This is a genomic window from Bacteroidales bacterium MB20-C3-3, assembly GCA_035609245.1.
GTDB lineage: Bacteria > Bacteroidota > Bacteroidia > Bacteroidales > UBA932 > Bact-08.
In genome coordinates this window covers 1,622,359-1,647,444 of record CP141202.1, presented here as the reverse complement: position 1 = coordinate 1,647,444, position 25,086 = coordinate 1,622,359, and the positions used below count along the sequence as shown (strand labels likewise).

Sequence of the window (25,086 nt, the reverse complement as noted above, 5' to 3'; positions counted from 1 at the left end):
TCTGTAATATTTAATATATTACTCATAAAAAAACCTTTACATTCTTGTCCTTCAGCCTGATAAAGCTCCAGGCTCCTTTCAAAACAGCAAACGCCTTATTAAAATTACCAATAATCATCAATTTAATAACTTCTTTTGGCAAAACAATAAATAACTGATATATGATAGACAAACCCTTTGATACGCCTCGGAGGTTTCTAAAAGCGTATAGTAACCTGTTTCTGGTTAAGTAATAATTTTTTAGGGAGGATATACCTTTAGTTGTTGAGCCCTCTTTATGAACTACAACACAATCCGGATTGTACCATATTTCATATCCAGCCTCCTTTATTTTATTGCACCAGTCAAACTCCTCATAGTATAAGAAATATATCTCCGGCATTAATCCGGAATAGCTTAGCACCTCTTTTTTTACCATCATAGCAGCTCCGTGTGTTGACCATACCCTTGAAGAGATGTTATACTGGCCGATATCGGGGCTCATGTATCCTATCGCTTTATTTCTGAGAAAAACGGGGGAAAACTCAGTAAATCCTGCATATTGGATATAACCTTCAGGCCTTTCAAATAGAATTTTTGGAGAAACTGCACCAACATCTCCTCTTTCTCTCAAAAAAGTACTTAATCTTATTATCGAACTATCTATTAGATATGCATCATTATTAATAAGCATTATAAACTCTTTAGATGCAATCCTTATTGCCAAATTATTACCTCCGGAAAAACCTAGATTAAGCTCACTCCTTATATATATAAACTGAGGGAACTCCCTTTCAAGGTCTGCTGCCTCATTATATTTTGATCCATTATCTACAACAATTACCTCGTAATCATAATCCCTTAAATAAAAAAGAAAACTCGAAAGCAAACCTCGTGTGTGTTCCGCTCCGTTATAGTTTACTACAATAAAAGATATATCACATTTCTTTTTCATCTGCTTCAGAAAGTAGTAAAAGCGATTCCTCTTTTTCTATTAATTCTTTATCAAATTTTGGACTCAGGAAAATGATTGTCATTCCCAAATATAAAATGAAGCCTGTAGGAAACTGGCCCATGATCTCTATACTGTATGAAGCTACATATACTCCTGATATCCCGGATACTAAAGACATTACAACTCCTTTGACCTCTCTGTCTCTTAACTTGAAATAGACAAGGAAAGTCCCATATCCAACAATATATATTAATATTCCTAAGTGAAGTATAAGACCAACAATCCCTGTCTCAACCCAAATCAATACATACCAGGAGTCAGTAGGAATTTTTGACAAGTAATAGTTTGGTTCATATTTATCTGATCTTTTCCTTGCCATACCAATTCCTGCTCCAAAAGGCTTGTCTTGCATATAATCTCTCAACTTAGCCTGATTGTCAATACGCACTTTAAAGGATGCGTCCGAAGGGTCAAAAGCAGTTCTCATTCTTCTTACGAATACATTCCCACTACCAATATCCGTATATTTTAAAATTCCAAATGTCAAAGCTGTAGCTATTACAGAAACAATCAGAATATTAAATTTCCTGGATAAAATAGTATAAACGAACATTCCAACAAACGGAACAGCTAGCGATCCTCGTGTTCCAGATATCATCATACCATAAGCACAAGCCGCAGAAGTAAATATGAAGAAAATTTTTGCCCACTTATCTTTAAAGGTTAGAGCTACAAACCCAAATACCACACCGGCAAAGGCGATTCCAGTTCCAAAATTTGCAGCATCAGGATAAAATGAAAAATACCTAATTCCAGTGTTAATTATATGTGTCCTTCCTCCTGATGCATATAACCATCTCCACTCTGCGTAATCAAATCCAAAGTTTTTTTGGATATATGCCTTAAGAACAGCTGTTAAAGAAAGAACGGCCCAAATATAAAGCATATATCTAACCTCTTTGAATTTTTTAAGTATAAGAGCACTGATTAGTGATATTAATAAAAAATATATTGTGACTCCTCTTGCACTCTGAAACCATCCATAGAAGGAAAAGTTAGTTGGATTAAGAACTAAGAAAACACAATAAATAAGCCATATAAACGCCGCAAAAGTTAGTCCGTTAACAATATTTGATAACTCTACTGATTGTTTACCTGAAAGTATGTTTAATAGAATTATTATTATTACAAGTACAATTAAAATGTCCATTGTAATGCCAGGAGATAACACTGTAATATATCTTGACAAGCCTGACACATAGTAATTAAGTATAAATAGTACAGATAAAGCTAAAAAGGGATTTCTTATTAGAAAATAAATAACCAGAACTGTTAATGGTAGAAAAGACAGGGCAAGACCTATATAAAGTCCATGATTAAGAATAACAGTTATTAATAGCAGAATACTTACTACAAGAAAGACATATATAATCGTACCTGACGAATTAGATTTAATGTATTCAGCAATTCGCCTCATAATATTGCTAATTAGAAGTGAGGCCAAACTGAAGAATCTTGTAAATCAATTTTCTCAAGAATGAGTGAGGCGGAAGCATTCCTGTAAAGGTTTCAACATCGTGTCTGCTGACATTTGTAAGATATACCTGCAGAGGGGATCTCTCTGCACTCTTAGTTAATCTTTCAAAAATAATCTTATCAATATCTCTCCACACTTTGTCGCTTCTTAAAACCAACAAGTTTAGAGAGGCCTCCTTCAATAAACCTGCAGGTACTGCTGATTTAAGCAAGGCTCTGTGTTCGACCAGAATTATATCGTAATTATCAATATCATAAATATTGGATAAGTTTTGTGAAATTACATAGTCTCTTGAAATAGCAGGCTCTTCATCATGCCAGGATATGACTCTAATCTTTAAGCCTCTATCTGTCCAGTAATCATATAACAACCTTGTTAGCCTTGATTTACCCGTTCCATCTTCAACACTTAAAAAGTTAATAATATCAGGACCCTCTTTTGGATTTAGGAATGGTATAATGGAATTGGCAAGAGTATTAGTAGCAATTTTTTCATATTCTGCATTATACCGTTTATACTGAAACAGGAATTTTTTTGGAAAAGCCCCCAATACAGTAGTACCGATAAGCCTTTCAGCCCTGAACTTATCTCTGATTGTTCTGTCAAATAGTTCCAGAAATGCAAAGAAACCGGCAATAAAGGCAATGGTAGACCCAAATACAATTAATATAATAATCCTCCTTTTTGAAGATGGTGAAATTGGGAATAATGGAGGGTCAATCGGTTTAAGGTTAGCAGAAGTCATCTGAAGTGTTTTCTGCCTCATCAATGCAGCATTAAGACTTTCAAGAATAGCAAGGTAGGATTTTTCAGTAAAATCAATAATTCTCTCTTTCCTTTTTAGTGTAGAACCAATAGGTGAGAAATATGTGTATTCATCCTGAAGATCAGCAACAATTTCATTTATAACATCCAGTTGAGCCCTGGTTTTTTCTCTTAACAGATATTCATTAATCCACTCCTCAACAAAGGTAACAGAGGCTACTCCCTCCTTTGTGAATTTATCTTCATTTATGCTGCTTGTTATGTCCCTTAATTCAGACTCAATATCTTGTCTCTGTTTTATTAGTGATCCAATACTAATTCCGCGATCAATAATACTATCCCTCCCTATTAATTCTATCCTGGATATCTGACTGCTCAGGGCAGCCATCTCCCTGATTTTTTCGGTGAACTGAGTATTATTCTGAATTATTTTAATTTGTTTATCAATTCTCTTCTCAAGATTTGATACCGCAGCATCTGCACTGGAATATGCCAGCTGCACCTCCATGTACTCCAATGCATATTTAGCTGACAAATCAGCAACTTGCTTAGTCTGCTCAGAATAGTTAATAATCCTCTTCTCAATATTATAAAGTGTAAGAGAATCTTCTGAGGATTTTAATCTCTTTTCAAGCTGAGATAATTCATTTCTAAAATAATCAATCACCGAATTTGTTTGACCAAAACGAAGAACTTCATATTGCTTTACAAATTCTGAATTAAGGAGAAGCAAAGTATGATACGCAACACCGGGATCATCAGCAGAATACTCAATATCGATCATATCACTATCAAGAACTCTTTTAACAACTATATCTTTAAGAGAATTATAACTATAGTGCCTGTGATACCAATTAAAAAGCCCATATACGAAATTTTTGGGAGAAGATCTTTCGTATGCGTTTAAATTCTCAATGGTTTTATCTACAGAAGATTTATCAATGAGCTGTCTTACTTCATAAGGTGTAATCCTGTATATGGATCTGAAATTATCTGCTGTAATGTAATTATTGTCCCTTAGAGAATCTCCATATATCATATGCTGTGCATATAGCCTTAACGAAACATTCCTGAGTGTGGACTTAGACATTATAATGCTAATGAGGTTATCAATACCGTTTTTAACTGAGCTCCAGTCCACTCTGGCACCTTCAATACCTGATTCTATTGTAAAACCAGAAGCAATACCGGTGTATATTGTTGTATTTACCTCATATGTTTTGGGGATATTTCTTGTACTATAAATGGCTAATAATGTAGTAAACAGAGGTAAAATCACTATCCAGTAGCGCCTTCTGTATATCATTTTAACCAATTGATGTAAGAAATCCATCTATTTTTTAAATATTTTTGTGTTGGTTAATGTCTCTAGCTTAAGAATTGCAATTTTAAGATCTGCCCTGGCATTCTCAAGATTTGTATTCGCCTGCATATGCAAAGTTTTTGAAACGCTCAACTCCCCTGCTGTTATCTTTCCAACAATAAAATCATTCTCCACCAGTCTAAACTGGGCTCTGGCATATTCATAAGCCTCCTCAAACACAGTCAACTGATTCATTACTCTTTGAGCATCAACATATGATGTAATAACTTTAATCTTTTGATCTTCATACCACATGTCCCTTTCAAATGTTGATGTATTAATTTTGGTTTTCTGAATTCTTATATTTCGTCTTCTTTCAAAAACCCTATTTAATGGAATGTTAATTATCCCCCCAATATTGTACCATATTTGTTGTGTACCAGACACCTGGTATATTAAAGGGAAATTTTCACCAACATTAGTATAGGAGTTTAGCCCGACCATCCCGTATTGATATGTACCAACTATTGAAAAAAATGACAGCCAACTTAATTTGTCTCTCTTTAATACCTCCTCCTCCGTCTCTATTTTGCTGTCATAATATCTGTACTGAGGACACTCCTTAAGTTTTTCAAATAATACTTCAATAGGAGGAAGCATAAGCCCGGCAAATTCGTCTTCTGATTGAACCTGACCAAACATATATATGTTCATTCCGGTAAAGCATAATATTGCGCAGATGAATTTCAGAATTGCCATAAATTATACATTTTCTTTTTGAACAAATGCTGTAAGTGTCTTGAATATAATTTTTATATCCATCCAGAAATTATAATTACTTGAATAAAAAATATCCAGTTGCTTTCTCTCCTCTGGGGAGAGTTTTCCTGAGTCCCCCCTCTTTTGAACCTGCCATAGACCAGTCAAACCGGCGGGACCTATAAATCTGTCAATATACTGGTCTGTTGTAAGCTGTTCTGCCTCGTACATAGGCAATGGTCTGTTCCCGACAATAGACATATCCCCTCTAATGATATTCACTAGCTGAGGTAGTTCATCTATGCTAAATTTTCTAATAAAATGTCCCATTTTAGTTATACGAGGATCATTTTCAAATTTAAGAAAATTATTCTTCTGTTTTGATTTCTTATCTCTTATAAAATCCTCTTCTGAAATAACATCGTCATCAGAGTAGTAAAGACTGGTTTCTTGATTTACAGAGATGTTAAGGGGAATTTTTGCTGTATCATCTTCTATATTAAATGCAGACAGATCAACATCATTATATTGATTAAGGCTTAAATAATCTTTAAGTCTTTTATCTGCATCTTTATACATTGACCTGAATTTATAAAAATTAAATATCCTATAATTACTTCCAACTCTTTTTGAGATATAGATTACCGGTCCTTCGCTTTCAACTCTGATCAATGCTGCAATAACAATAAGAAACGGAAAGAGAATTATCAATGCCAGGGCTGAAAAGATAATATCAAACATCCTCTTCCACAAAGGAATCTCATACATACCTGAAATATTCTGCTCATTAATTACAGAGGAGAGTAGTTTATGATTCCTTTCAATAAATTCTATAGCATTTAACAACCGCTCTCTTGAAACATCACTTCGAATAGTATCCTTCACACCATATTTAGTGTATTTTGCAAACAACTCCGGTTTAATTTGGTCAGAAACAAGAACTATATATGCAAAAGGACATTTTAATTTTAACGATTGAATTAAATTTTTATCCGTTGAAAAATCCCCTTGTTCAACAAAAACAAGATGAGGGGCATCTGAGTTAAAATTCTTTGATGAAGAATCTATATCATCAATATTATTACAAAAACTTATTAATTTATCTGAAACTGATCTCAAGTGTGAGTAAATCACACTATCATTTCCCAGATATGAAATTTTTACAGTCACTCAACCAGTTTTTTAAGCCTGACTTTGAGTTCCATTGGATTGAAGGGTTTGGAAATATAGTCGCTGGCTCCCCTCTCCAGCAGATCAATTTTTTGGGAAGTGCTATCTTCTCCTGACAATATTACAAATGGGATTTTCTTAAACATCTCGCTGCTCTTAATATAACCAAGAAACTCAACGCCGGTCATATTTGGCATATTTATATCAGATATTATTAAATCAGGCATATTCCCACTCTGAAGCCAGGCTATAGCTTTTATAGGGTCATCAAAATAAACACAATCAAATATGTCTGCAATGTATACTTTGATAATCTTTGCGATTGTCTCCTTATCATCAACCAATAGAGCGTTCTTTTTCACAATAATGTTACAATTTAAACAACACCTCGTAATTTATCTCTCAAAAGTAGGAAAAATTAGCATTAAAATCATTGCCTTATGAATATTTATTACGGTTTAACAAAAAAATATTGCAATAATATTAATTCGTTAATATATTTATGGTAAATCCTGAATCAATGACAAAGTTTAAGAGTAACGATATTTTCCACATATTTCTTTTTTTTACAACTATAATAATTTTCATATTTTCAATATTTGCTTCTATTTCAGGATATATAAGACCACATCATTTCAAATTTATCTCCCTGACAAATAATTTACTCCCAATTACACTAGGTGCACTATCCATTCTACTTATTATATGGCTTATAAGAAAAAGATGGGTTTTCATTTTTCCGCTAATTGGGATAGCTGTCAATATAAATACAATCTTCTCCATCATTCAGCCAAGAGCAGAAAGAGAACCATTTGCTGCTGCTTTAAACTCATCCATTAAAGTTATTAGTTTCAATGTTCATGATTTTAATTACTCCAAAAGTTATGACGAAGTTGCTGAAATAAATGAGTTTATTAATAGTGAAAAGCCTGATATTTTATGCATACAAGAGTTTGAAACCCCAGGATATCTAAATGACAATGAAATGCATAGCTATTTCAGCCATTTCTCGGCCAAATATATTGAGAAAACAACCCAAGAAAAGCTTGGTCTTGCAATTATGAGTGTATACAATATATCTGATAAAGGGGTGGTTGACTTTGAGGGTACATCAAACAGGGTTATATGGGCAGATTTAATAACTGACAGAGGAAAAATAAGAGTTATCAACTGTCATCTGCAAACAACCGGTCTGGCAAGAGCATCTAAAAATGGGACCGATTTTTTCAAAAGAATAAACGAATTAATGGAAAACAATAAAATCAGGGCAACACAGGCAGAGGCTGTAAAAGTAATTATTAACAGCACCCCCTTTCCTGTTGTTGTTTGTGGTGATTTTAACGACACCCCTTCATCCTATACATACACAACAATTAAGGGGGAGAATATGACAGATGGCTTCAGGCAAGCAGGGTCAGGTTTTGCAGGAACCTATAAAGGTATTTCTGGACTTTTCAGAATTGATTATATTTTTCACTCAGATCATTTCAGGTCAATAAGATACAGGACCCCTGAAACCAATCACAGCGATCACAAGCCTGTTATTTCTGAATTGGTATATAAAAACTGAAAGTAGATCCGGCCCCTTCCCGGGACTCAAACCATATTTCACCATTATTTCTGTTTATAAACTCTTTGCAAATTAAAAGCCCCAGGCCAGAACCCTCCTCATTTTCTGTTCCAAAAGAGCTAATATGAACATTTGTTTTAAAAATCTTATTCTGATCTGAGGTTTTAATACCTTTCCCTTTGTCAGAAACCGATATAATAACTCTATCACCCTCCTCCTTAAGAGAAACAATAATCTCAGAGCCCCTGTTGCTGAACTTAATTGCGTTGTTTAACAAATTCCTTAAAACTGTCTTTATCATATCCTGATCAATTCTTGCTTTTGCCTCTGAATATCCATTGAAAACAATTGATATTTGTTTTAATTCAGCAAGAACCTCAGAAACCTCCAGCTCTCCCTTTATTAATGATAAGATTTCAACATCATCCTGAAATACCGTTTTAAGTCTGCCGGTTTGGCTCTTTGTCCATTTCAGCAAATTGTCAAGGAGAACAAATGTGTCTTCAGCAAGCCTGTTACCTGTTATAAAGACCTCATATATATCATCATCAAATTTACTCCTGTCAACATTCATAGAGAGGGCGTTCATTACCATCCTCAAAGAGCCGATAGGGGCTCTTAAATCATGAGCAATAAGAGAATATAGCTTATCCCTTGCTTCTACCGTTTTTTCCAGCTCCTCCTTCTGCTTTTCGATAGTTCTTTTCGCAGAGACAAGTGATAGTTGATGATTCACCCTGATTAAAAGCTCTTCTTTGTTAAATGGCTTGGAGATGTAATCTGCTGCTCCGTTCTTAAACCCTTTAACAATATCCTCTGGTGAATTAAGAGCAGTAAGAAAAATAATCGGGATATCTCTTTTATCTGGCATTCCTTTCAGCTTTTCAGCAACTTCGTGCCCATCCATAACCGGCATCATAATATCGAGAAGGATAAGATCAGGGGATGTTCTTGAAACCAGATTCAATGCATCCTTACCGTTATAAGCAGTTGTTGTCTTGTAGCCAGCCTTGGTCAATAATAATTTAAGAAGAAGCACATTTGCATCAACATCATCAACAATCATCACCGTGAAATCAGAGGGTGTAATTTCCATTATTGCAAACTTTTTCTAAAATAATCTATTGTCTTAACAAGCCCCTCATCAATTTCAATTTTTGGACTCCAGCCAATAATTTCTTTAGCTAACGATATATCGGGCTGCCTCTGCCTGGGGTCATCGGAAGGAAGATCCTTTATAACAAATCCGGATTTTGTCCCGGTTAGTTTAATGACCTTTTCAGCAAGTTCTCTTATTGTAAATTCATTAGGATTCCCAATATTTACCGGGCCGATAAAACTATCATCAGTGTTATTCATAACCCTGATCATTGCTTCAATCAGATCGTCAATGTACTGAAAACTTCTGGTCTGACCTCCACCTCCATAAAGTGTTATATCCTCACCTTTAAGTGCCTGGACAATAAAATTAGAGACTACCCGGCCATCGTTTGGATGCATTTTGGGACCATAAGTATTAAATATTCTTATAATCTTTATTTTTACCCTGTTTTGCCTGTGATAATCCATAAAAAGTGTTTCCGCACATCTCTTTCCCTCATCGTAGCAAGACCTTATACCAATTGGATTTACATTACCCCAGTAACTCTCCTCCTGAGGATGAACCGAAGGATCTCCGTAAACCTCACTGGTAGACGCCTGAAGTATCCTGGCCTTAACCCTTTTTGCGAGGCCGAGCATATTTATTGCGCCCATCACAGAAGTCTTTACAGTCTTGATAGGGTTATACTGATAATGAACCGGAGAGGCAGGACAAGCAAGATTATAAATCTGGTCAACCTCAGCATAAAAAGGATGTGTAACATCATGTCTTATGAGTTCAAAATGCGGATTTCCAATTAGATGTATAACATTCTCTTTTGTCCCTGTAAAAAAATTATCCAGACAAATTACATCGTTACCCTCATTAAGAAGCCTTTCACACAGATGTGAACCAATAAATCCCGTACCACCTGTTACTAGTATCCTTTTCATAATTAGTTGTTTTTACCGATAGAATAGAGCCTGAAACCTTCTGTCTTAAGCTCATTATTGTCATAAATATTTCTTCCGTCAACAACAATATTTCCTTTCATAAGCCCTTTAACCTTAGTCCATGACGGCAATCTGAACTGTTTCCATTCAGTCAGAAGAGCAATAGCATCTGCACCATCAACAGAATCGTAAATATTATTGCAGTATTGGACAATATTTCCAATTCTTCTCTTTGACTCCTCCATTGCAACCGGATCAAAAACCCTAACAGTTGCCCCGGCCTCAATAAGCCTCTCTATAACAACAAGCGATGGAGCCTCTCTCATATCATCTGTATCAGGTTTAAATGAAAGTCCCCACAAAGCAATTACCTTTCCTTTAAGGATTCCGGCAAAAGCATGTTGTAATTTTTTGAAAACAATCTCTTTTTGCTCATTATTAACCTCCTCAACCGCCTCCACTATTTTCATTTCAACCCCATAATCTTTTCCACTTCTGGCAAGAGCCTTGACATCTTTTGGAAAACATGAGCCACCATAACCAGCTCCTGCATAAAGAAAACTCATCCCTATTCTTTTATCTGATCCTATCCCCTTTCTTACCATTTCAACATTTGCCCCCGTAGCCTCACACAATCTTGCTATCTCATTCATAAAGCTTATTCTTGTGGCTAGCATCGCATTTGCTGCGTATTTAGTCATTTCTGCAGAGGAGATATCCATGAAAATTATTGGAAAACCATTAAGAACAAAAGGTTTGTACAGCCTCTCCATCATGAGAGCAGCCCTATCGTTCTCAACACCAACAACCACCCTGTCTGGTGACATGAAGTCTTTTATTGCAGCACCCTCTTTTAAAAATTCAGGGTTAGAGGCAACATCAAATTCAATATTTTTCCCTCTCAATCTTAATTCCTCACTGATAGCTGCTTTCACTTTGGCTGCCGTTCCAACGGGTACCGTGCTTTTTGTAACAAGCAGAACATAGTTATTCATGTTTCTTCCAATTGTCCTCGCTACATTAAGGACATAACGCAAATCGGCACTGCCATCTTCGTCAGGAGGAGTTCCTACAGCACTAAAAATAATTGATACCCCATCAATTACACTTTCAAGACTCTCACTAAAAGTCAATCTGCCCTCTCTAACATTTTTATCAACCAACTCTTTAATACCAGGTTCGTAAATGGGCATTATACCTTTTCTTAGCAAATCTATCTTATTGGTATCTATGTCTACACAAACAACACTAACACCCATTTCAGCAAAACAAGCACCAGTTACTAATCCCACGTAACCAGTGCCTACTATGGCAATATTCATCATTTAATTAATCTAAATTAAGAAGTTTAGAAATAGTCTTCCTTAGAGTCTCTGCCCTGTATGGCTTTGTTATGTACTCTGTACATCCCGATTGAAGAGCGACGCTTCTGTCATTATCATATGCAAATGCTGTTAAAGCAATTATTGGTACTGTCACGCCCATTTGCCTGAGTTTTCTGGTAGCCTCGAGTCCATCCATTACCGGCATCTTCATATCCATAAGAATTATATCCGGTTCAATAGAAGTATACAATTCAATTGCCTCAGCCCCATTATTTGCTCTGTATATATCATATACCCCTTTTAACATGGCCTTGGCAAGTATGTAATTACTGTCATTGTCTTCTGCGTAAAGAATTTTGATTTTTTTAATCTCTTCCATAACAGGATTACTATTGTATCATAATTTGCGTAAATTTAACATATTCTTTGTTATTTAATTATTTTAAATCAAAATTTCAGTCTGTGAATTGAATTAAAATGGCTTAAGGAAACTCAGTAACAAAGTTGTTACCCTATGTATCATTATAGTGTTATTAATTTATTTAATGTTAATTACATAATAAAAAGAGAAGAGTACACAGAAATTGAGAAAAAGTTTCTAGTTCCCGGTGATTACAAAATACATGTAAAATCAAGTAACAAAATCATCCAGGGTTATATTTCACACTAATCATCAAGGAGTGTCAGAACAAGGATTAAGGACAATTCCGGATACATTACAATAAAAGGAGAGACAACAACCGGTGGAATTAAAAGATTTGAATGGAAAAGCCTTTTGAGAGACCCGAATGGCTTGGAATAGAAGTTAGTCACGATATTAAATACTACAACTTAGAATTATCTGTTACTCCGTTTTTTCACAGGTAGCTTTGCTTGAATTTAAACTATATATAATATTAAAATTTAGGCGCTTAAAACTAAACGCCTAAATTATTAGTTCTTTATTGAAGCTATCTCTTTTATTGCAGTAATTGCTGCCTTGACCTCCTCTTCGGTGGTAAAAGCACCAATACTCATTCTTACTGTTCCGTGAATATCAAATGTACCTATTTGTTTATGGACAAAAGGAGCACACTGAAGCCCGGTCCTTACCGCAATATTATAGTCCACATCCAGCATAGTCCCAACATCTGATGCTTCAAATCCATTTATATTAAAAGATACTACGGGATTTTTATTTTCTCTTCCGTTAGCACAATATGTAAGAACACCCTTTGTCTTTTTCATCTCACTTACAAGCATATCCCACAAATCCATCTCTCTTTCATGTATCCTTGATATTCCTTGCTCTGTAATCCACTTAACTCCGGCATAGAGTCCCCCTACACCCAGTAAATTTAGGGTTCCATACTCCAGCCTGTAGGGATACTCATCAAGATGAGACAGGTGAGCAGATCTTACTCCTGTACCACCCGCTCTGGTGTGTTTTATCTCTATACCCTCCCTGACATATGAACCGCCTATTCCGGTAGGTCCCATCAAACATTTATGACCGGTGAAACAGTATACATCAACATTACAATCCTGCATGTCAAACTCAACAGCTCCGGCTCCCTGACTTCCATCTACGACAAAGAGAATACCTTTTTTCTTGCAAATCTCTCCAATCTCTTTTAGCGGCTGAATTGTTCCAAGTACATTTGAGCAATGCGTTACAATTACGAATTTTGTATTCTGTTTTATAGCATTTTCAATATCCTTTGGATTAACATACCCCTCATTATCAAAAGGGACATGAGTGGTTTCGATGGTTCCTTTTTCAGTATGATAATATAAAGGTCTTAGCACAGAATTATGCTCCAGCATTGTTGTAACAACATGGTCTCCCTTTTCAACAAGTCCGTTAATGATTAAATTAAGAGAATCAGTAGCGTTATAACTAAATGTAAGTCTGTTGTGATCAGCCCCTCCGTTAAAAAGACGGGTTAACATTTTCCTGGTATTGTTCACAACCTCCTCTGTTTCAAGGGCTGCATCAAATCCGGAGCGGCCGGGACTAACACCTTTTGTCCTGTAAAAAGTGTTCATGAAGTCATAAACAGCCTCCGGCTTAGGATAGCTGGTAGCTGAGTTGTCCAGATAAATCAGTTTACTCATTGTTTATTCTATTTAAGGTTATTTTCTAATAGTAGAGCATCAGCAACCAATTCAGCAATGGTCTTAATTTTAACACCAAGCTTATAGGTGTGATTTATTTGTGTGAGTTGATCCACACAGTTATGACATGGGGTAACGACTACTTTAGCCCCTGTTTTTCTTATTTGTTCTGCCTTAATTTCACCAGCTTTAATCCTTCTTTCATTATACTCACTCATTGCAAGTAAGCCTCCACCACCTCCGCAACAAAAGTTGTCGTTTCCGCCTGGTGTCATCTCTATAACATTTGTAGCCGATGAATTAACAACAAATCTAATTTCATTCAGAAGACCTCCGTTTCTTACTAAATTACAGGGGTCATGAATAGTTACAACCTCTGAATTAAATGAAGGATCAAGTTTTATTCTCCCGTCTCTGATATAGTTGCCAATTAACTCTACGGCTGTCGTCATATCAAACTCATACTCTTTACCAATATAGTTGGGAGCCTCCCATCTGTTTGCCCGTGAGCCGTGCCCACACTCCCCCAGAACCAAAAGAGACGAATCAAGTTTAATAACCTCATCATGCAAATTAACAGCTATTGTTTTTGCCTCTTTCCTGTTCCCGCTAAAGAACCCATAATTAGTAACATCATAATACTTGGAAGAGAGTGTCCAGCTCTCTCCTGCAGCATAGAAAATTTTGGCCATTGCCGAGATAGAGAGCGGGAAAAACTTTGGTTCCCTCGGATTTAGAGTATAGAGAACTCTTTTGTTGCTCTGGTTTAATGGGATACTTGCACTCTGATCATTAAGTTCATCTTTTAACTCATCCTCCATCCACTCTATTGTACCAATAAACTCATCCTCCGGAATACCCATATTGTTACCGGTCTGCACAGCAGCATCAACAGTTGATTGTAAAGTCTCGGGAACAAGGCCCATTTCTGCGAGCATCTCTCTGCCCTTTCTCACAACATAAGCTATATCTACACCTACAGAACAATGCTTTACACATCTCCCGCACATAGTACAGGCACCAAAAAGCAGGTCAACCATTCTCTCTGCCATTTTATCAGTCATCTCCTCTGCTCCCACAAGTCCGGGGATAAGCCTTCCAGATAGTGTATTGTACCTTCTGTAAACAGAACTTACCAATGCAACTTTTGATGCAGGAATATATTCCGGCTCTTTAAATGTTTTGTAAAACATACAACTCTCCGCACAAAGACCACATTTCACACAAGCGTTGAGGTGTGTTAAAAGTTTGTTGTCTACTTGTTTAAACTCAGGTTTCTTATTCATTGATATTCCGATTTACAGGCCAAGTCCCTCTTCTTCCATAAAATGCACCTAAATGATATCTGGCATAGAAAAAATATAGCAGATGTCTGGTCTTCCCTATTGGTATCCAAATCAGGAAGATAGAAAATGCTATATAATACAATGGATAACCGCCTCCTGTTAACAGAACAAAAGCTGAGAGTGCCTGTGCTACTGTAGTCACAGCATTGGAAATATAGTCGTCAGCACCCGAGATTGATCTTAACTCTTTTTTTACAATCCTCTTTATCAATATCGCTAAGCCGCAAATTGCACCTGCAGAAAAAACCACACCACCCAAAGGGGAGAGCAGGGCACTTTCAATAAATACTTTAGGATAAATGATAAGTGTCAATAAAACAGGAAATGAGAGGAATGTCCCAATGTGGAAAATTATACCCGCAACATATGTTGGCAAATGCATAAAGGCCGACTCCTTTTCAAAAGGAGACATAGCCGAGGTAAAAGAATAAATCACCCCATCCCTTATACTTCCGGATGGTTTAGAGTAATCAACAGGATTTCCTGCTGAAATCAATCTTAAGAGCTGAAAAAGCAACATTGCTATACATATAGCAATTGCTATAAGCGAGACTAGTTTGTAAACATCCATATTATACAGATGTTAAACACACCCATCCGGCTTGGGTAAACCGGCAATTCTGCAGGCCCCTCTGGCTGGTCCCAAAGGAAAAAGTTCGTAGATTTCACGAAGTTTAAGACCAGTCTCCTGACAAATAGTCCTTATCATTGGAGCATTTCCCTTCTCCTCAAAATTCCTTCTGATAATATTAACCACTGCCCAATGCTTTTCGTTTAAATTATCTATCCCGTCAGATTTAGCAAAAAGAGTTGCTACCTGTTCGTTCCATACAGATGGATCCGAGAGGAATCCATCTCCATCTACTTCAAAAACTTTTCCTTCAATTTCCAGTGTTGCCATATTTCTATTTCTTGTTTATAAACTATTAAAAAAGGCTTCGTTCACGAAGATAAAAAAATATCGTTTTGAAAGGAAACTTTAATAAATTATATTTGTTAGTATATAAAACTTATGTATTTAATTACAAATATTTACAATTATGACTGATCAGGAAGTTGCACGCACAATCAAGTTAAAACCTATTGGAGAAATAGCTGCCAAGCTTGGAATAGATGCCGATGACCTAGAGCTTTATGGCAAGTATAAGGCAAAATTGCCTTTAAAATATATTGACAGGAACAAATTCGGCAAACTGATTCTTGTATCCGCCATCTCTCCCACTCCGGCAGGAGAGGGTAAGACAACTGTTTCAATAGGCCTCTCCCAAGCGCTGAACAGGATTGGTAAAAAATCTACTGTTGTATTACGAGAGCCCTCTCTTGGCCCTGTGTTTGGTATAAAAGGGGGAGCAACAGGAGGAGGATACTCTCAGGTACTTCCTATGGAAGATATTAATCTCCACTTTACCGGAGACTTTGCCGCTATTGAGAAGGCTCACAATCTTCTCTCTGCTCTTATTGACAACAATATTCAAAGTAAAAACAATAACCTTAACCTTGACCCAAGAACTATATCATGGAAAAGGGTTATGGACATGAATGACAGAGCTTTGAGAGATATAGTTGTTGGATTGGGGGGAACCGGAAATGGAATTCCAAGAGAGACCGGGTTTGATATCACAGCGGCATCTGAAGTAATGGCTATACTTTGTCTTGCAAAAGACAGGGAGGATCTGAAAGAGAGGCTTGGCAATATCTTTATTGGCTTCACTTTTGACAAAAAGCCTGTTTATGCAAGAGATCTTAAGGCAAACGGAGCAATGGCAGCACTTCTTAAAGATGCAATTAAACCAAATCTTGTACAGACAATAGAGGGCACTCCTGCGATAATTCACGGAGGACCTTTTGCAAACATCGCTCAGGGTACAAATTCTGTGATTGCAACTCAAACTGCTATGTCTCTTACTGACTACACTGTAACGGAGGCTGGCTTTGGGTTTGACCTTGGTGCAGAGAAGTTCCTGGATATAAAATGCCGCTCTGCAAAGTTATCTCCAAATGCTGCTGTTTTGGTTGCAACAGTAAGGGCTCTTAAATATCACGGAGGGAAACCTCTTAAGGAGATTAAAGATCCTGATGTAGCTGCTTTGGCAAAAGGGATTGAGAATCTACAAAAACACGTTGAAAACATAAAGTTATTCAGCCTGGCACCGGTTGTAGCAATCAACAGATTTGTCACAGACACCCAGGAGGAGCTTGATTTTATCAAGAATTACTGTATAGAAAGAAAAATCCCTGTTTCAATTATTGATGTTTGGGCAAAAGGTGGTGCCGGAGCAGAGGAGCTTGCAAAAATGGTAGTTGATGCTGCCGAAGATTGCTGCCCTAACTTCCTTCCACTATATCCTTTAAAAGAGAGCGTAGAGAAAAAAATTGAGACTATTGCCAAAAAGATATACGGGGCAGAGGCTGTTGACTATACTGCAAAAGCAAAAGCAAACCTAGCAAAGATTGACAGGCTGGGACTCAATGATCTTGCTATATGTATGGCAAAGACTCAGAAATCACTCTCTGACAACCCTGAGCTACTAGGAAGGCCTAAAGACTTTGTTGTCACTGTTAGAGAGATAGAGATTGCGGCAGGAGCTGGCTTTCTTGTACCTATCACAGGTGAAATAATGAGAATGCCGGGACTTCCTGAAGAGCCGTCATCTATTCGCATCGATATTGATAATGACGGCAATATAACCGGGTTATTTTAAAGCTCTGCACCAATGGGGCTGCTCACCTTACAGCCCCTTAATAAGTATGAATACTCCCCTGTGCTGCAGGGAGATAGCTTACACCAAGCCAGGTTATCATAAGCAGAATAAAAGCAACAGGAAGTATCCAGAGGGCATCTCTTCTGGATATTTTTGCATAATGTGCGTGCATGTAGACCAGATAGGCCGATGCTGTTATGAATGCCCAAACCTCTTTAGGATCCCAGGTCCAGTAGTCACCCCATGCCTCCTTTGCCCAGACAGCTCCCATAAGCATACCAAGCACAAGAAAGCCAAAGCCTATATAAACAAGATTATCTATTAATGGGAGCAACTCTTTCTCCCTTTTACTTCCGGAACTCAAGGTTATTATTGATGCGATTGTAGCAGCACCCATCATTGCATAGGAGAGAATATACACAGTCACATGGGGTACAAACCAGAGACTCTGAAGAGCAGGCATCAGATTTGTTCCGTGTATTTCAGGTTTTAAGAGATTTACAAAAATAAAAACAGCTGAAACAAATACGCTGTATGCCATAAGCCACTTGTAATGCCACCTCTTATATGTAACATAGCCAACAAGAACAAGGAAGAGTGAATACCACAATCTGGTTTCTCCCATTGTTCTTAAAGGAGGATGATTAACATAGTTCCATAAGAGGGCAATAAAGAGTGAAAAAAGCACAAGACCGCCAACAATCAGAAGCTCTCCGTACAAGCTTCTCTTAAATCTGTAAATAGCAACTGTCCCCAATGTCCATAGAACAAGAGAACCTATCGCAAAATATATAAATTCATTCCAGCTCATTCTCTTTTTCCTCCCTTGAATAAAAGGGTAACAGAACCCAGCATAACCATAGCAATACCAATATAGGAGGCTATGAGCCAGGGATCGTATACCAGTTCAAAAATTGAAATATTTGAATCTCTCCCTTTACCGGTATCATAAGAGTATTGGTATATATTCCATCCACCAATTGAAAGGGGATTATTAACCTCTATAACACCACTTTTCTCCTTTCCATCCTTTGTAAAAACCTCTACCTGAGAAGAGAATTTTTCAGGTTCAGGATAGGTCATTGCAAAACAGTATCTCTCATCTATATCAAGTATGATAAATTGCTGAAAATGGTTACCGCAACTTACTTTTCCTTTAAGTACCCTGCCATCAGAGACTCTCTCTGCAGTAATTGAAGCAACAGGAGCCATCATAGGAGGATACTTAAACGTGTCAATATTAATCCTCCATCCTGAAATTATCCCTGATTCGCCCTCCACAGCCTCAACAAAAACAGCTCTTTTAACCGGCTGAGATTCCCCTGTTGTTTTATCAACAATAGCTATCTTAGGTGGATATTCAGACATACTAAAATCAAGCAGAGTTATTGCAACCGGTAGCTCAACAGGCTCCTTAACTCCACCTCTCTCTCCTCTCCACTCAGTACTACCCTCGGCAACTGTCATAAACCACCGCTGCATATCTCCTGAACCCGGCCCTGCGGCAAAAAGAAATAAAAGCAACCCCACGTGGTTTAGCATAAAACCATAATCCTTTTTAATACTGAATCTCCTTACTCTTTTACCAATGGCAAGAGCAAGATTTATCATACACATCAGGTATACTAATGCAAACGGCCACGAGTGCTTAACATCATTCCCCGGTACCAGACCCATATAGATAGCCATTAAAGTAACCAGGACCAGGAGGATAACAGATACCTTTCCCGAGCCAAACTTTCGAATTGGTTTGGGAAACTTAAAAGGTATCAGCAGAAGAAGTAATATTCCCAATACAAGATTTACAGGAAAAGAGAGAATCCCAAAATCAAGGGGACCAATGACAAATTGCAGGGCGAACCCTGCAATTGTCACGGCAGATATTATAATTATTTCAACTAGAGAAGTCTCTTGTTTTCCTTTGCTTTGGCTACCCATTGAGGAATAATTTCAGATTTGAATTTATCTTTATTTGCGTGGAGTGTCTTCATATCAAGGCCGATATACTCCTGTGCTTTTGCCTTGGTTGAGATGTCCGGCATAGGGAACTCTCCTTTTACACCAATAGCCGAAAGCACCTTTTGTATCTCTAGCTGAGCCTGATAGCTCTTATCAAGAGAGTGTGCAAGGATTCTCTGTGTTTCAACAGGTGCATGGAAGGATGCTCCGTGTGATGCTACAGCAAAATCCCACCTCCATTGTGCAGATCTTAGAAGTTTAAGCACCGGCTCCATCTGCTTCTCGTTTGCACCATTATCCCATGCATATTTAGCTCCAATATGAGCTTTTGAAAGCTCTGCCTCAACCCTGTTTCGTATTTCCAGTGCCTTGTCCTGATATTCATACACATACTTCATCAGATTCTCCTTACTGTCTCTGTGACAGCTCTGGCATGTACGATCAATATTCATAAGAGGCGATACAAGCTGGTGGTCACTATACTTTATCGCTCCATCTGTCTTGTATGGCATATGGCAGTCTGCACAAGAGAGTCCCCTCTGAGCGTGTGGTCCCAGCTGGAATAATTCGTAATCCGGGTGCTGAGCTTTAAGCATAGGAGCTTTGCTGAGTTTATGAGTCCAGTCCGTGAATCCATATTCATCATAATACTCCTCCATTGCCTCAACTGTCATACCTTTATCCCAGGGGAATGTAAGATATTTGCCATCTCCCTTGAAATAATACTCAACATGACATTGAGCGCAAGCGAGAGAGCGAAGATCCTGTATTGTTGACTTTGATATATCTTTCCCCTGTCTTTCAAATGCCTCAGCAAGAGCAGGACGGGAGATATTGATATTCATATTCTGAGGGTTATGACAATCTGCACATCCAATAGGATTTACAACCTCGTGTCCATAAGCGGCCCACTTGTTCTTGTAAAACTCCTCAATGCCCACTTCTGCCATCATTCTTGGCACATCAGGACTTTTACAGCTCCAGCAGGTAGCCGGCTGAGGGCCCTCATCAGCTGTCATTGGAGAACCTGTTCTCAGGGTATTATGAATATCCTTTATTGCGTTTGAGTGCCCTCTGGGTGCTGAATAATCCATTGAAAAAGCATAACCGGCCCACAGCACAACCATCTCAGGTCTCTCTTCCAGAACATCCTGAAAATGATTACCATGATGTTTGCTCTCAAAAGTAGAATCGGCTGTTTTTTTCCAGGTTTCGTACTCCCTAGGATAGTTCTCTCCCCAGATTGAACTTCTGGACTCAATACCTGTAATCTCAACTCTCTTATTAGCAAAAAGGGTTGCAATCTCTGCCCTCCTCTCATTTACAGAGGCAGCCAGCAAACCAAGCAGAAATACGACTACTATCGTACCTCCGAAAAGGATCCACAACAGGATTCCTTTGTGTTTTTCATAGAATTTCATATTATAGGCTTTATTTCATTATGTCTTTTAACCATTGAGGAACAGGAGATTCAGGAAGAGGAACAATTGCATTTGGACTCATTGCAAGGTTTGATATGCGTCCGTGAGGAACCTCCCGGTGACAGTCCCAGCAAGCCTTTCCCATACCCTTCTGAGTATCGGCATAACTTAGCATACCTGTATTTACAAACTCCTGATTAAGCTGAGTATGGCATCTTATACAGTTCTCCATTATTACGCCATAACTCTCGTCGCGAGGTCTTATCACCTGAGGCTCCATTCTCGCTGTAAAAACTGCAGCGTGATATAGTCCGTCCTTTGCTTTAAATGCATAACCCCTGACAAAGTTGTCCTGAGGAACATGACACTCGTTGCAGGTTGTCCAGGCCTGGTGAGAACTCTTTTGCCAACTCTGATAGTACGGAGCCATTATATGACAGTTTACGCAGGCCGACGGGTCGTCAGAGAGATAGGATGGCATCCTGGCAACATAGAGGAGATAGAAAAATACACCAATTACTGCACCCAGAAGGATGATAAGTGGGAGAACAAGTTTTTTGGGAAAATGAACTTCCATAACTTACTCTTTTGATCTTTAACAAAGATAAAAATTATTTGCTATTAATCAATACCCAAGTTCATAATCCAAGTCAATTGCAGAGATACCATCCTTCATCCACTTAGGGGCATCCTTCCCCCGAAGATAGTGGTCAAAAAACTGAAGCATTCTTATCTGGAAATCCATTTTATTCTGAATCTTCTGGGGCCAGTGAACCTCTCCTGAATAGTTCAGAAGCCATACAGGTTTTTGTAATCTTTTTAGTGCCACGAAATATTCAATACCCTGGTACCACGGAACATGCCCATCCTGATCATTATGCATAATCAGGATTGGTGTTGTAACCTTATCCATAGCAAATAGCGGAGAATTCTCAATGTACCTCTGATGAGCCTCCCATGGAGTTGCTCCGATTCTGCTTTGCTGATGCTCGTACTGAAAAGATCTGTTTAACCCTGTACCCCACCTGATTCCTCCATAAGCACTAAACATATTAACTACCGGGGCACCGCTCTCAATAGCAGCAAAAATGCTTGTTCTTGTAGCCAGATATGCAACCTGATAACCTCCCCAGCTATGTCCCTGAGCTCCAATTGCCTTTTCCTCTACCCATCCTTGCTGGACTAATGAAGAGATTCCCGGCATTATACAATTAAATCCACTCTCTCCGGGATAGCCGTCTCTGTAAACAATATCGGGATTGAATACCACATATCCATGACTGTTATACATATGGTAATCAACAGTAGATCTGTGAGCCTCCGGAGTTCTGTAACTGTAAAGAGAGGATGAGTTTTTTTCGTAAAAATTAACAATAAGAGGATATTTTTTATTTGGGTCAAAGTCTGCAGGCTTATATACAACACCCTCAAGTTTTATCCCGTCAAGAGATGTCCAGCTTACCAATTCTGCCCTTCCCCAGAGAAAATCATTTTGCTGAGGATTAATGTTTGTTATTTTTTGCTCTTTTTTAAATGAGATATCTGTTAAATAAACATCAGGAGAGGTCTCATAATTCTCCCTGGTATATATAATATCTTTGGAGTTCTTAGCCTTTAACAGACCGGAGAAACTGAAAGGGCCTTTTACTAATAATTGAGGTCCCTTTTTAAAACCAGGGGCAATTTTCGAGTATCCACTCTCTTTAGTTTTATTATCAAAAACAGATAATATAAGATCCCCCTTCTCATCAATGAAATCTCTAGTACTCTCTGTCTTCTCTACTCTGTAAGTTATCCCTGACTCCCTTCCATTCTCTGTAATCCTCAAAGGTTTGCCTAATGAAAGAGGATCAACACGCCAAATATCATATTTATCGTATAAATACAAAGCACTTTCATCCTCATTCCATCCCGCAACTCCGTAAGCAGAAGGCCAGTCGGGAACATCATTGTCTTCATCGTGAACAGGAAGCAGAGAAGGAGTGGTAATAAATTGTCCGGTCATTGATTTCACTGACCAGGCATACCAGGAGCTATCCGGGAAACTGTACCATATTACCCAGTTACCTTTTGGCGAAATCATCGGGTTTCCGTTAACCTCTCTTGCAACAGGAACAGACCTGTCCGAAACAGTATTAATAATATGGACATCATATTTACTCCTTCCTGTCCACATCTCTTCAAGTCTGTATTTATTGTCTGATAAAGAGAGAGCCCACTCTCCGTCGCCTTTGTCTGATGTTACAACCCTTTCATTAGAAGGAGTAGACAGTTGGACCAGAGAGGATGATTTTATATCGTAAACTGCAAGAAATGTTCTCTTTTTTTCTCTCTCTTTTTCAACTACCTGAGCAGTAAACTGAGTTCCCTCTTTCCAATTCCAGACCTGCACTCCTGGCCATTCACCTTTTACGGCAGAACTATCTCTTTTTCTCTCTGCCGGTGCAGTTCCAAAATAGAGCTTAGCGCCACTCTCAGAAAAGTATAGCTGCGAATTATCCGGCACTCTCCACCCCTGTGGCAGAGAAGATTCTCCGCTTGAAATTTTTTTGATTACTCCACTTTGAGACTGGATTGTAATTTCACCCTTACTAAGCCAGGCAAAGTAGTCACCATCTTTTGACAATGCAAGTCTCTTTGTGTTTTTAGCGCTCCCTGCTACAATCTTTGTATTTGCAGAGGGATTGATAACCAAAATACTATCTCCCTGAACTGCCAGTATTATTGTCGATTTTTCAGCGGGTGTCCACTCTTTCACTTTCCCAAACTCAGCCCTATTATTGTTTGCGAGATTTAAAGATATGAGTGTTGAGTCCTTTTTTGTAAACAAAAGCCATGGACCCCAATCTTTCATTATTGAGAATTTTGAGATAGAATCTATTATCTCTTTTGTCCCATTTTTGATATTGAATAAAATCAAAGATTCTGCCTTTTTTCCGGCTCTGTTAAGTATAAGGAACTCACCCCCTGATGTAAAGTCAGCAGATCTTACGGAGTCTGCGGAGAAGAGAGAATTTCCTCTGTTGTCAAGAAGATTTGCACTAGATGTTCCTTTCCAGGGCTCTGTTAATACAAAAACATATCTGCCGTCATCAGATATCTTCTTATCTGATATTCTGTTCCATTTCACAATATCATCAACAGTTAGCTGCTTTTTAAGCTGGGCATGTGCAAAATTCGTAAAAAACAGAGCCAGTAAAAAAATTGCAAAAGAGTGTAAGTATCGTTTCATAATAATTAAATTTCTAAAATACAGATATTCCAAGATATGTTGTAAATCTCTCAAGGGTCTCAATCCCTCTGTATGAATTACCATTTTTGTTAAGTTCCGGACTCCATACTGCAATAGAAAGTTTGCCGGGAATAACTGCAACAACCCCTCCGCCAACACCGCTTTTGCCCGGAAGTCCCACCCGGTAGGCAAAGTCCCCTGATTCATTGTACAGACCACAAGTTAACATTAATGCATTTAATCTTTTTGCACTTCTTGCCCCGCAAACTCTCTGCTCTGAAGATGGTATAATACCTCCGTTTGCCAGAAACAGAAAAGATGTTGCCAATTCATTTGTATTCATACTTAGAGAACAATGGTGGCAATATGTATCAATTACTTTAACAGGGTCATTAACAAGGTTACCAAAGCTTTTCACAAAATTTGCAAGAGCAAGGTTTCTATGTGAATGTTCTATCTCAGAGATAGCTACCTCTTTGTTATAGGAGAGATATCCATTACCGCTAAGTTCCCTTACAAACTCCAGGATATCATCTTTAGGATTTTTATAGAGAGAAATCAATCTGTCTGTTATCACAAGAGCACCTGCATTAATAAATGGATTTCTTGGAATCCCCCTCTCTTGCTCAAGTTGGATAAGAGAGTTAAAAGCTGTTCCTGATGGCTCTCTTCCTACAATCTCCCACAATTTATCACCCAGATGCCTGCTCACCATTGCCAGTGTAAATACCTTTGAAATACTCTGAATTGTAAACCTTTTTTCAACATCGCCTATTGAAAAGTTCTCACCATCAAGTGTTGCAACAGATATCCCGTAATTATCAGGAATTACCTTTGAAAGCGCGGGAATATAATCAGCCACCTTACCATGTCCGGTATAATCTTGTAGCTCTTTATAAATTCTTTCAATTATTTCTTTGTACTGCATTCTC

The 25,086-nt window shown here is 37.9% G+C and carries 22 protein-coding genes; 2 read left to right on the top strand and 20 right to left on the bottom strand.

What is annotated here, in order from left to right; translation table 11 throughout:
* Nucleotides 1-22: 22 nt before the first annotated feature.
* Genes U5907_07475 through U5907_07450 form a run of 6 tightly spaced genes read right to left on the bottom strand, consistent with a single transcriptional unit; the run spans nucleotide 23 to nucleotide 6,830 of the window.
* A complete protein-coding gene (locus U5907_07475; protein WRQ32416.1) occupies nucleotides 23-934 on the bottom strand; it encodes a glycosyltransferase family 2 protein in 912 nt (303 codons plus the stop codon).
* Nucleotides 918-2,411 (bottom strand): O-antigen ligase family protein, encoded by a 1,494-nt coding sequence (locus tag U5907_07470; protein ID WRQ32415.1) that lies wholly within the window; start codon nucleotides 2,409-2,411, stop codon nucleotides 918-920. The genes U5907_07475 and U5907_07470 overlap by 17 nt, the downstream gene beginning before the upstream one ends.
* Nucleotides 2,412-2,418: 7 nt before the next feature.
* Nucleotides 2,419-4,569: an exopolysaccharide biosynthesis protein gene (locus U5907_07465; protein WRQ32414.1), complete on the bottom strand. Its 2,151-nt coding sequence runs from the start codon at nucleotides 4,567-4,569 to the stop codon at nucleotides 2,419-2,421.
* On the bottom strand, nucleotides 4,570-5,298 hold the full coding sequence (locus U5907_07460) for a TolC family protein (GenBank protein ID WRQ32413.1): 729 nt from the start codon (nucleotides 5,296-5,298) through the stop codon (nucleotides 4,570-4,572).
* A 3-nt stretch (nucleotides 5,299-5,301) separates the two neighbouring features.
* Nucleotides 5,302-6,468: a sugar transferase gene (locus U5907_07455; GenBank protein WRQ32412.1), complete on the bottom strand. Its 1,167-nt coding sequence runs from the start codon at nucleotides 6,466-6,468 to the stop codon at nucleotides 5,302-5,304.
* The gene (locus U5907_07450) at nucleotides 6,465-6,830 is read right to left on the bottom strand and encodes a response regulator (GenBank protein WRQ32411.1); all 366 of its coding nucleotides are present in this window, start codon (nucleotides 6,828-6,830) and stop codon (nucleotides 6,465-6,467) included. The genes U5907_07455 and U5907_07450 overlap by 4 nt, the downstream gene beginning before the upstream one ends.
* Before the next feature lie 158 nt (nucleotides 6,831-6,988).
* Between U5907_07450 and U5907_07445 the strand changes: the two genes are divergently transcribed.
* Nucleotides 6,989-8,038 carry an endonuclease/exonuclease/phosphatase family protein gene (locus U5907_07445; GenBank protein WRQ32410.1) on the top strand — a complete coding sequence of 350 codons (1,050 nt, stop codon included), beginning with the start codon at nucleotides 6,989-6,991 and terminating at the stop codon, nucleotides 8,036-8,038.
* Here U5907_07445 and U5907_07440 read toward each other — a convergent pair.
* The 8 genes from U5907_07440 to U5907_07405 all read right to left on the bottom strand — a co-directional run bounded on the left by U5907_07440 (nucleotide 8,010) and on the right by U5907_07405 (nucleotide 15,741).
* Nucleotides 8,010-9,134 carry a hybrid sensor histidine kinase/response regulator gene (locus U5907_07440; protein WRQ32409.1) on the bottom strand — a complete coding sequence of 375 codons (1,125 nt, stop codon included), beginning with the start codon at nucleotides 9,132-9,134 and terminating at the stop codon, nucleotides 8,010-8,012. The two genes, U5907_07445 and U5907_07440, sit on opposite strands and share 29 nt — an antisense overlap.
* A complete protein-coding gene (locus U5907_07435; GenBank protein ID WRQ32408.1) occupies nucleotides 9,134-10,072 on the bottom strand; it encodes a UDP-glucuronic acid decarboxylase family protein in 939 nt (312 codons plus the stop codon). The genes U5907_07440 and U5907_07435 overlap by 1 nt, the downstream gene beginning before the upstream one ends.
* 2 nt (nucleotides 10,073-10,074) lie before the next feature.
* Complete coding sequence (locus U5907_07430) at nucleotides 10,075-11,394, bottom strand: UDP-glucose/GDP-mannose dehydrogenase family protein (GenBank protein WRQ34091.1); 1,320 nt, start codon at nucleotides 11,392-11,394, stop codon at nucleotides 10,075-10,077.
* Between the two features lie 7 nt (nucleotides 11,395-11,401).
* A complete protein-coding gene (locus tag U5907_07425) occupies nucleotides 11,402-11,776 on the bottom strand; it encodes a response regulator (protein ID WRQ32407.1) in 375 nt (124 codons plus the stop codon).
* A 554-nt stretch (nucleotides 11,777-12,330) separates the two neighbouring features.
* Entirely contained in the window at nucleotides 12,331-13,494 is a 1,164-nt protein-coding gene (locus U5907_07420; protein ID WRQ32406.1) for an aminotransferase class V-fold PLP-dependent enzyme, read from the bottom strand.
* Nucleotides 13,495-13,502: 8 nt separating this feature from the next.
* Nucleotides 13,503-14,780 carry a (Fe-S)-binding protein gene (locus U5907_07415; GenBank protein ID WRQ32405.1) on the bottom strand — a complete coding sequence of 426 codons (1,278 nt, stop codon included), beginning with the start codon at nucleotides 14,778-14,780 and terminating at the stop codon, nucleotides 13,503-13,505.
* Nucleotides 14,773-15,411, bottom strand: coding sequence for a hypothetical protein (locus tag U5907_07410; protein WRQ32404.1), 639 nt, complete (start codon nucleotides 15,409-15,411; stop codon nucleotides 14,773-14,775). Before U5907_07410 ends, U5907_07415 begins: the two co-directional genes overlap by 8 nt.
* A 12-nt stretch (nucleotides 15,412-15,423) precedes the next feature.
* Nucleotides 15,424-15,741: a TusE/DsrC/DsvC family sulfur relay protein gene (locus U5907_07405; protein WRQ32403.1), complete on the bottom strand. Its 318-nt coding sequence runs from the start codon at nucleotides 15,739-15,741 to the stop codon at nucleotides 15,424-15,426.
* A 136-nt stretch (nucleotides 15,742-15,877) separates the two neighbouring features.
* Between U5907_07405 and U5907_07400 the strand changes: the two genes are divergently transcribed.
* Nucleotides 15,878-17,542, top strand: coding sequence for a formate--tetrahydrofolate ligase (locus tag U5907_07400; GenBank protein ID WRQ34090.1), 1,665 nt, complete (start codon nucleotides 15,878-15,880; stop codon nucleotides 17,540-17,542).
* 37 nt (nucleotides 17,543-17,579) lie between these two features.
* On the opposite strand, the gene ccsA is transcribed toward U5907_07400, so the two are convergent.
* From ccsA to U5907_07370, 6 genes are read right to left on the bottom strand one after another with little or no spacing between them, the layout of a single operon-like run.
* Nucleotides 17,580-18,353, bottom strand: coding sequence for a cytochrome c biogenesis protein CcsA (ccsA, locus tag U5907_07395; protein ID WRQ32402.1), 774 nt, complete (start codon nucleotides 18,351-18,353; stop codon nucleotides 17,580-17,582).
* Complete coding sequence (locus U5907_07390) at nucleotides 18,350-19,480, bottom strand: cytochrome c biogenesis protein ResB (protein WRQ32401.1); 1,131 nt, start codon at nucleotides 19,478-19,480, stop codon at nucleotides 18,350-18,352. Before U5907_07390 ends, ccsA begins: the two co-directional genes overlap by 4 nt.
* Entirely contained in the window at nucleotides 19,441-20,922 is a 1,482-nt protein-coding gene (gene nrfA, locus U5907_07385; GenBank protein ID WRQ32400.1) for an ammonia-forming cytochrome c nitrite reductase, read from the bottom strand. Before nrfA ends, U5907_07390 begins: the two co-directional genes overlap by 40 nt.
* A gap of 10 nt (nucleotides 20,923-20,932) precedes the next feature.
* Nucleotides 20,933-21,499, bottom strand: coding sequence for a cytochrome c nitrite reductase small subunit (nrfH, locus tag U5907_07380; protein ID WRQ32399.1), 567 nt, complete (start codon nucleotides 21,497-21,499; stop codon nucleotides 20,933-20,935).
* 48 nt (nucleotides 21,500-21,547) lie between these two features.
* The gene (locus U5907_07375; protein ID WRQ32398.1) at nucleotides 21,548-24,154 is read right to left on the bottom strand and encodes a prolyl oligopeptidase family serine peptidase; all 2,607 of its coding nucleotides are present in this window, start codon (nucleotides 24,152-24,154) and stop codon (nucleotides 21,548-21,550) included.
* Between the two features lie 13 nt (nucleotides 24,155-24,167).
* A complete protein-coding gene (locus U5907_07370) occupies nucleotides 24,168-25,082 on the bottom strand; it encodes a glutaminase (protein ID WRQ32397.1) in 915 nt (304 codons plus the stop codon).
* Between the last annotated feature and the right edge of the window lie 4 nt (nucleotides 25,083-25,086).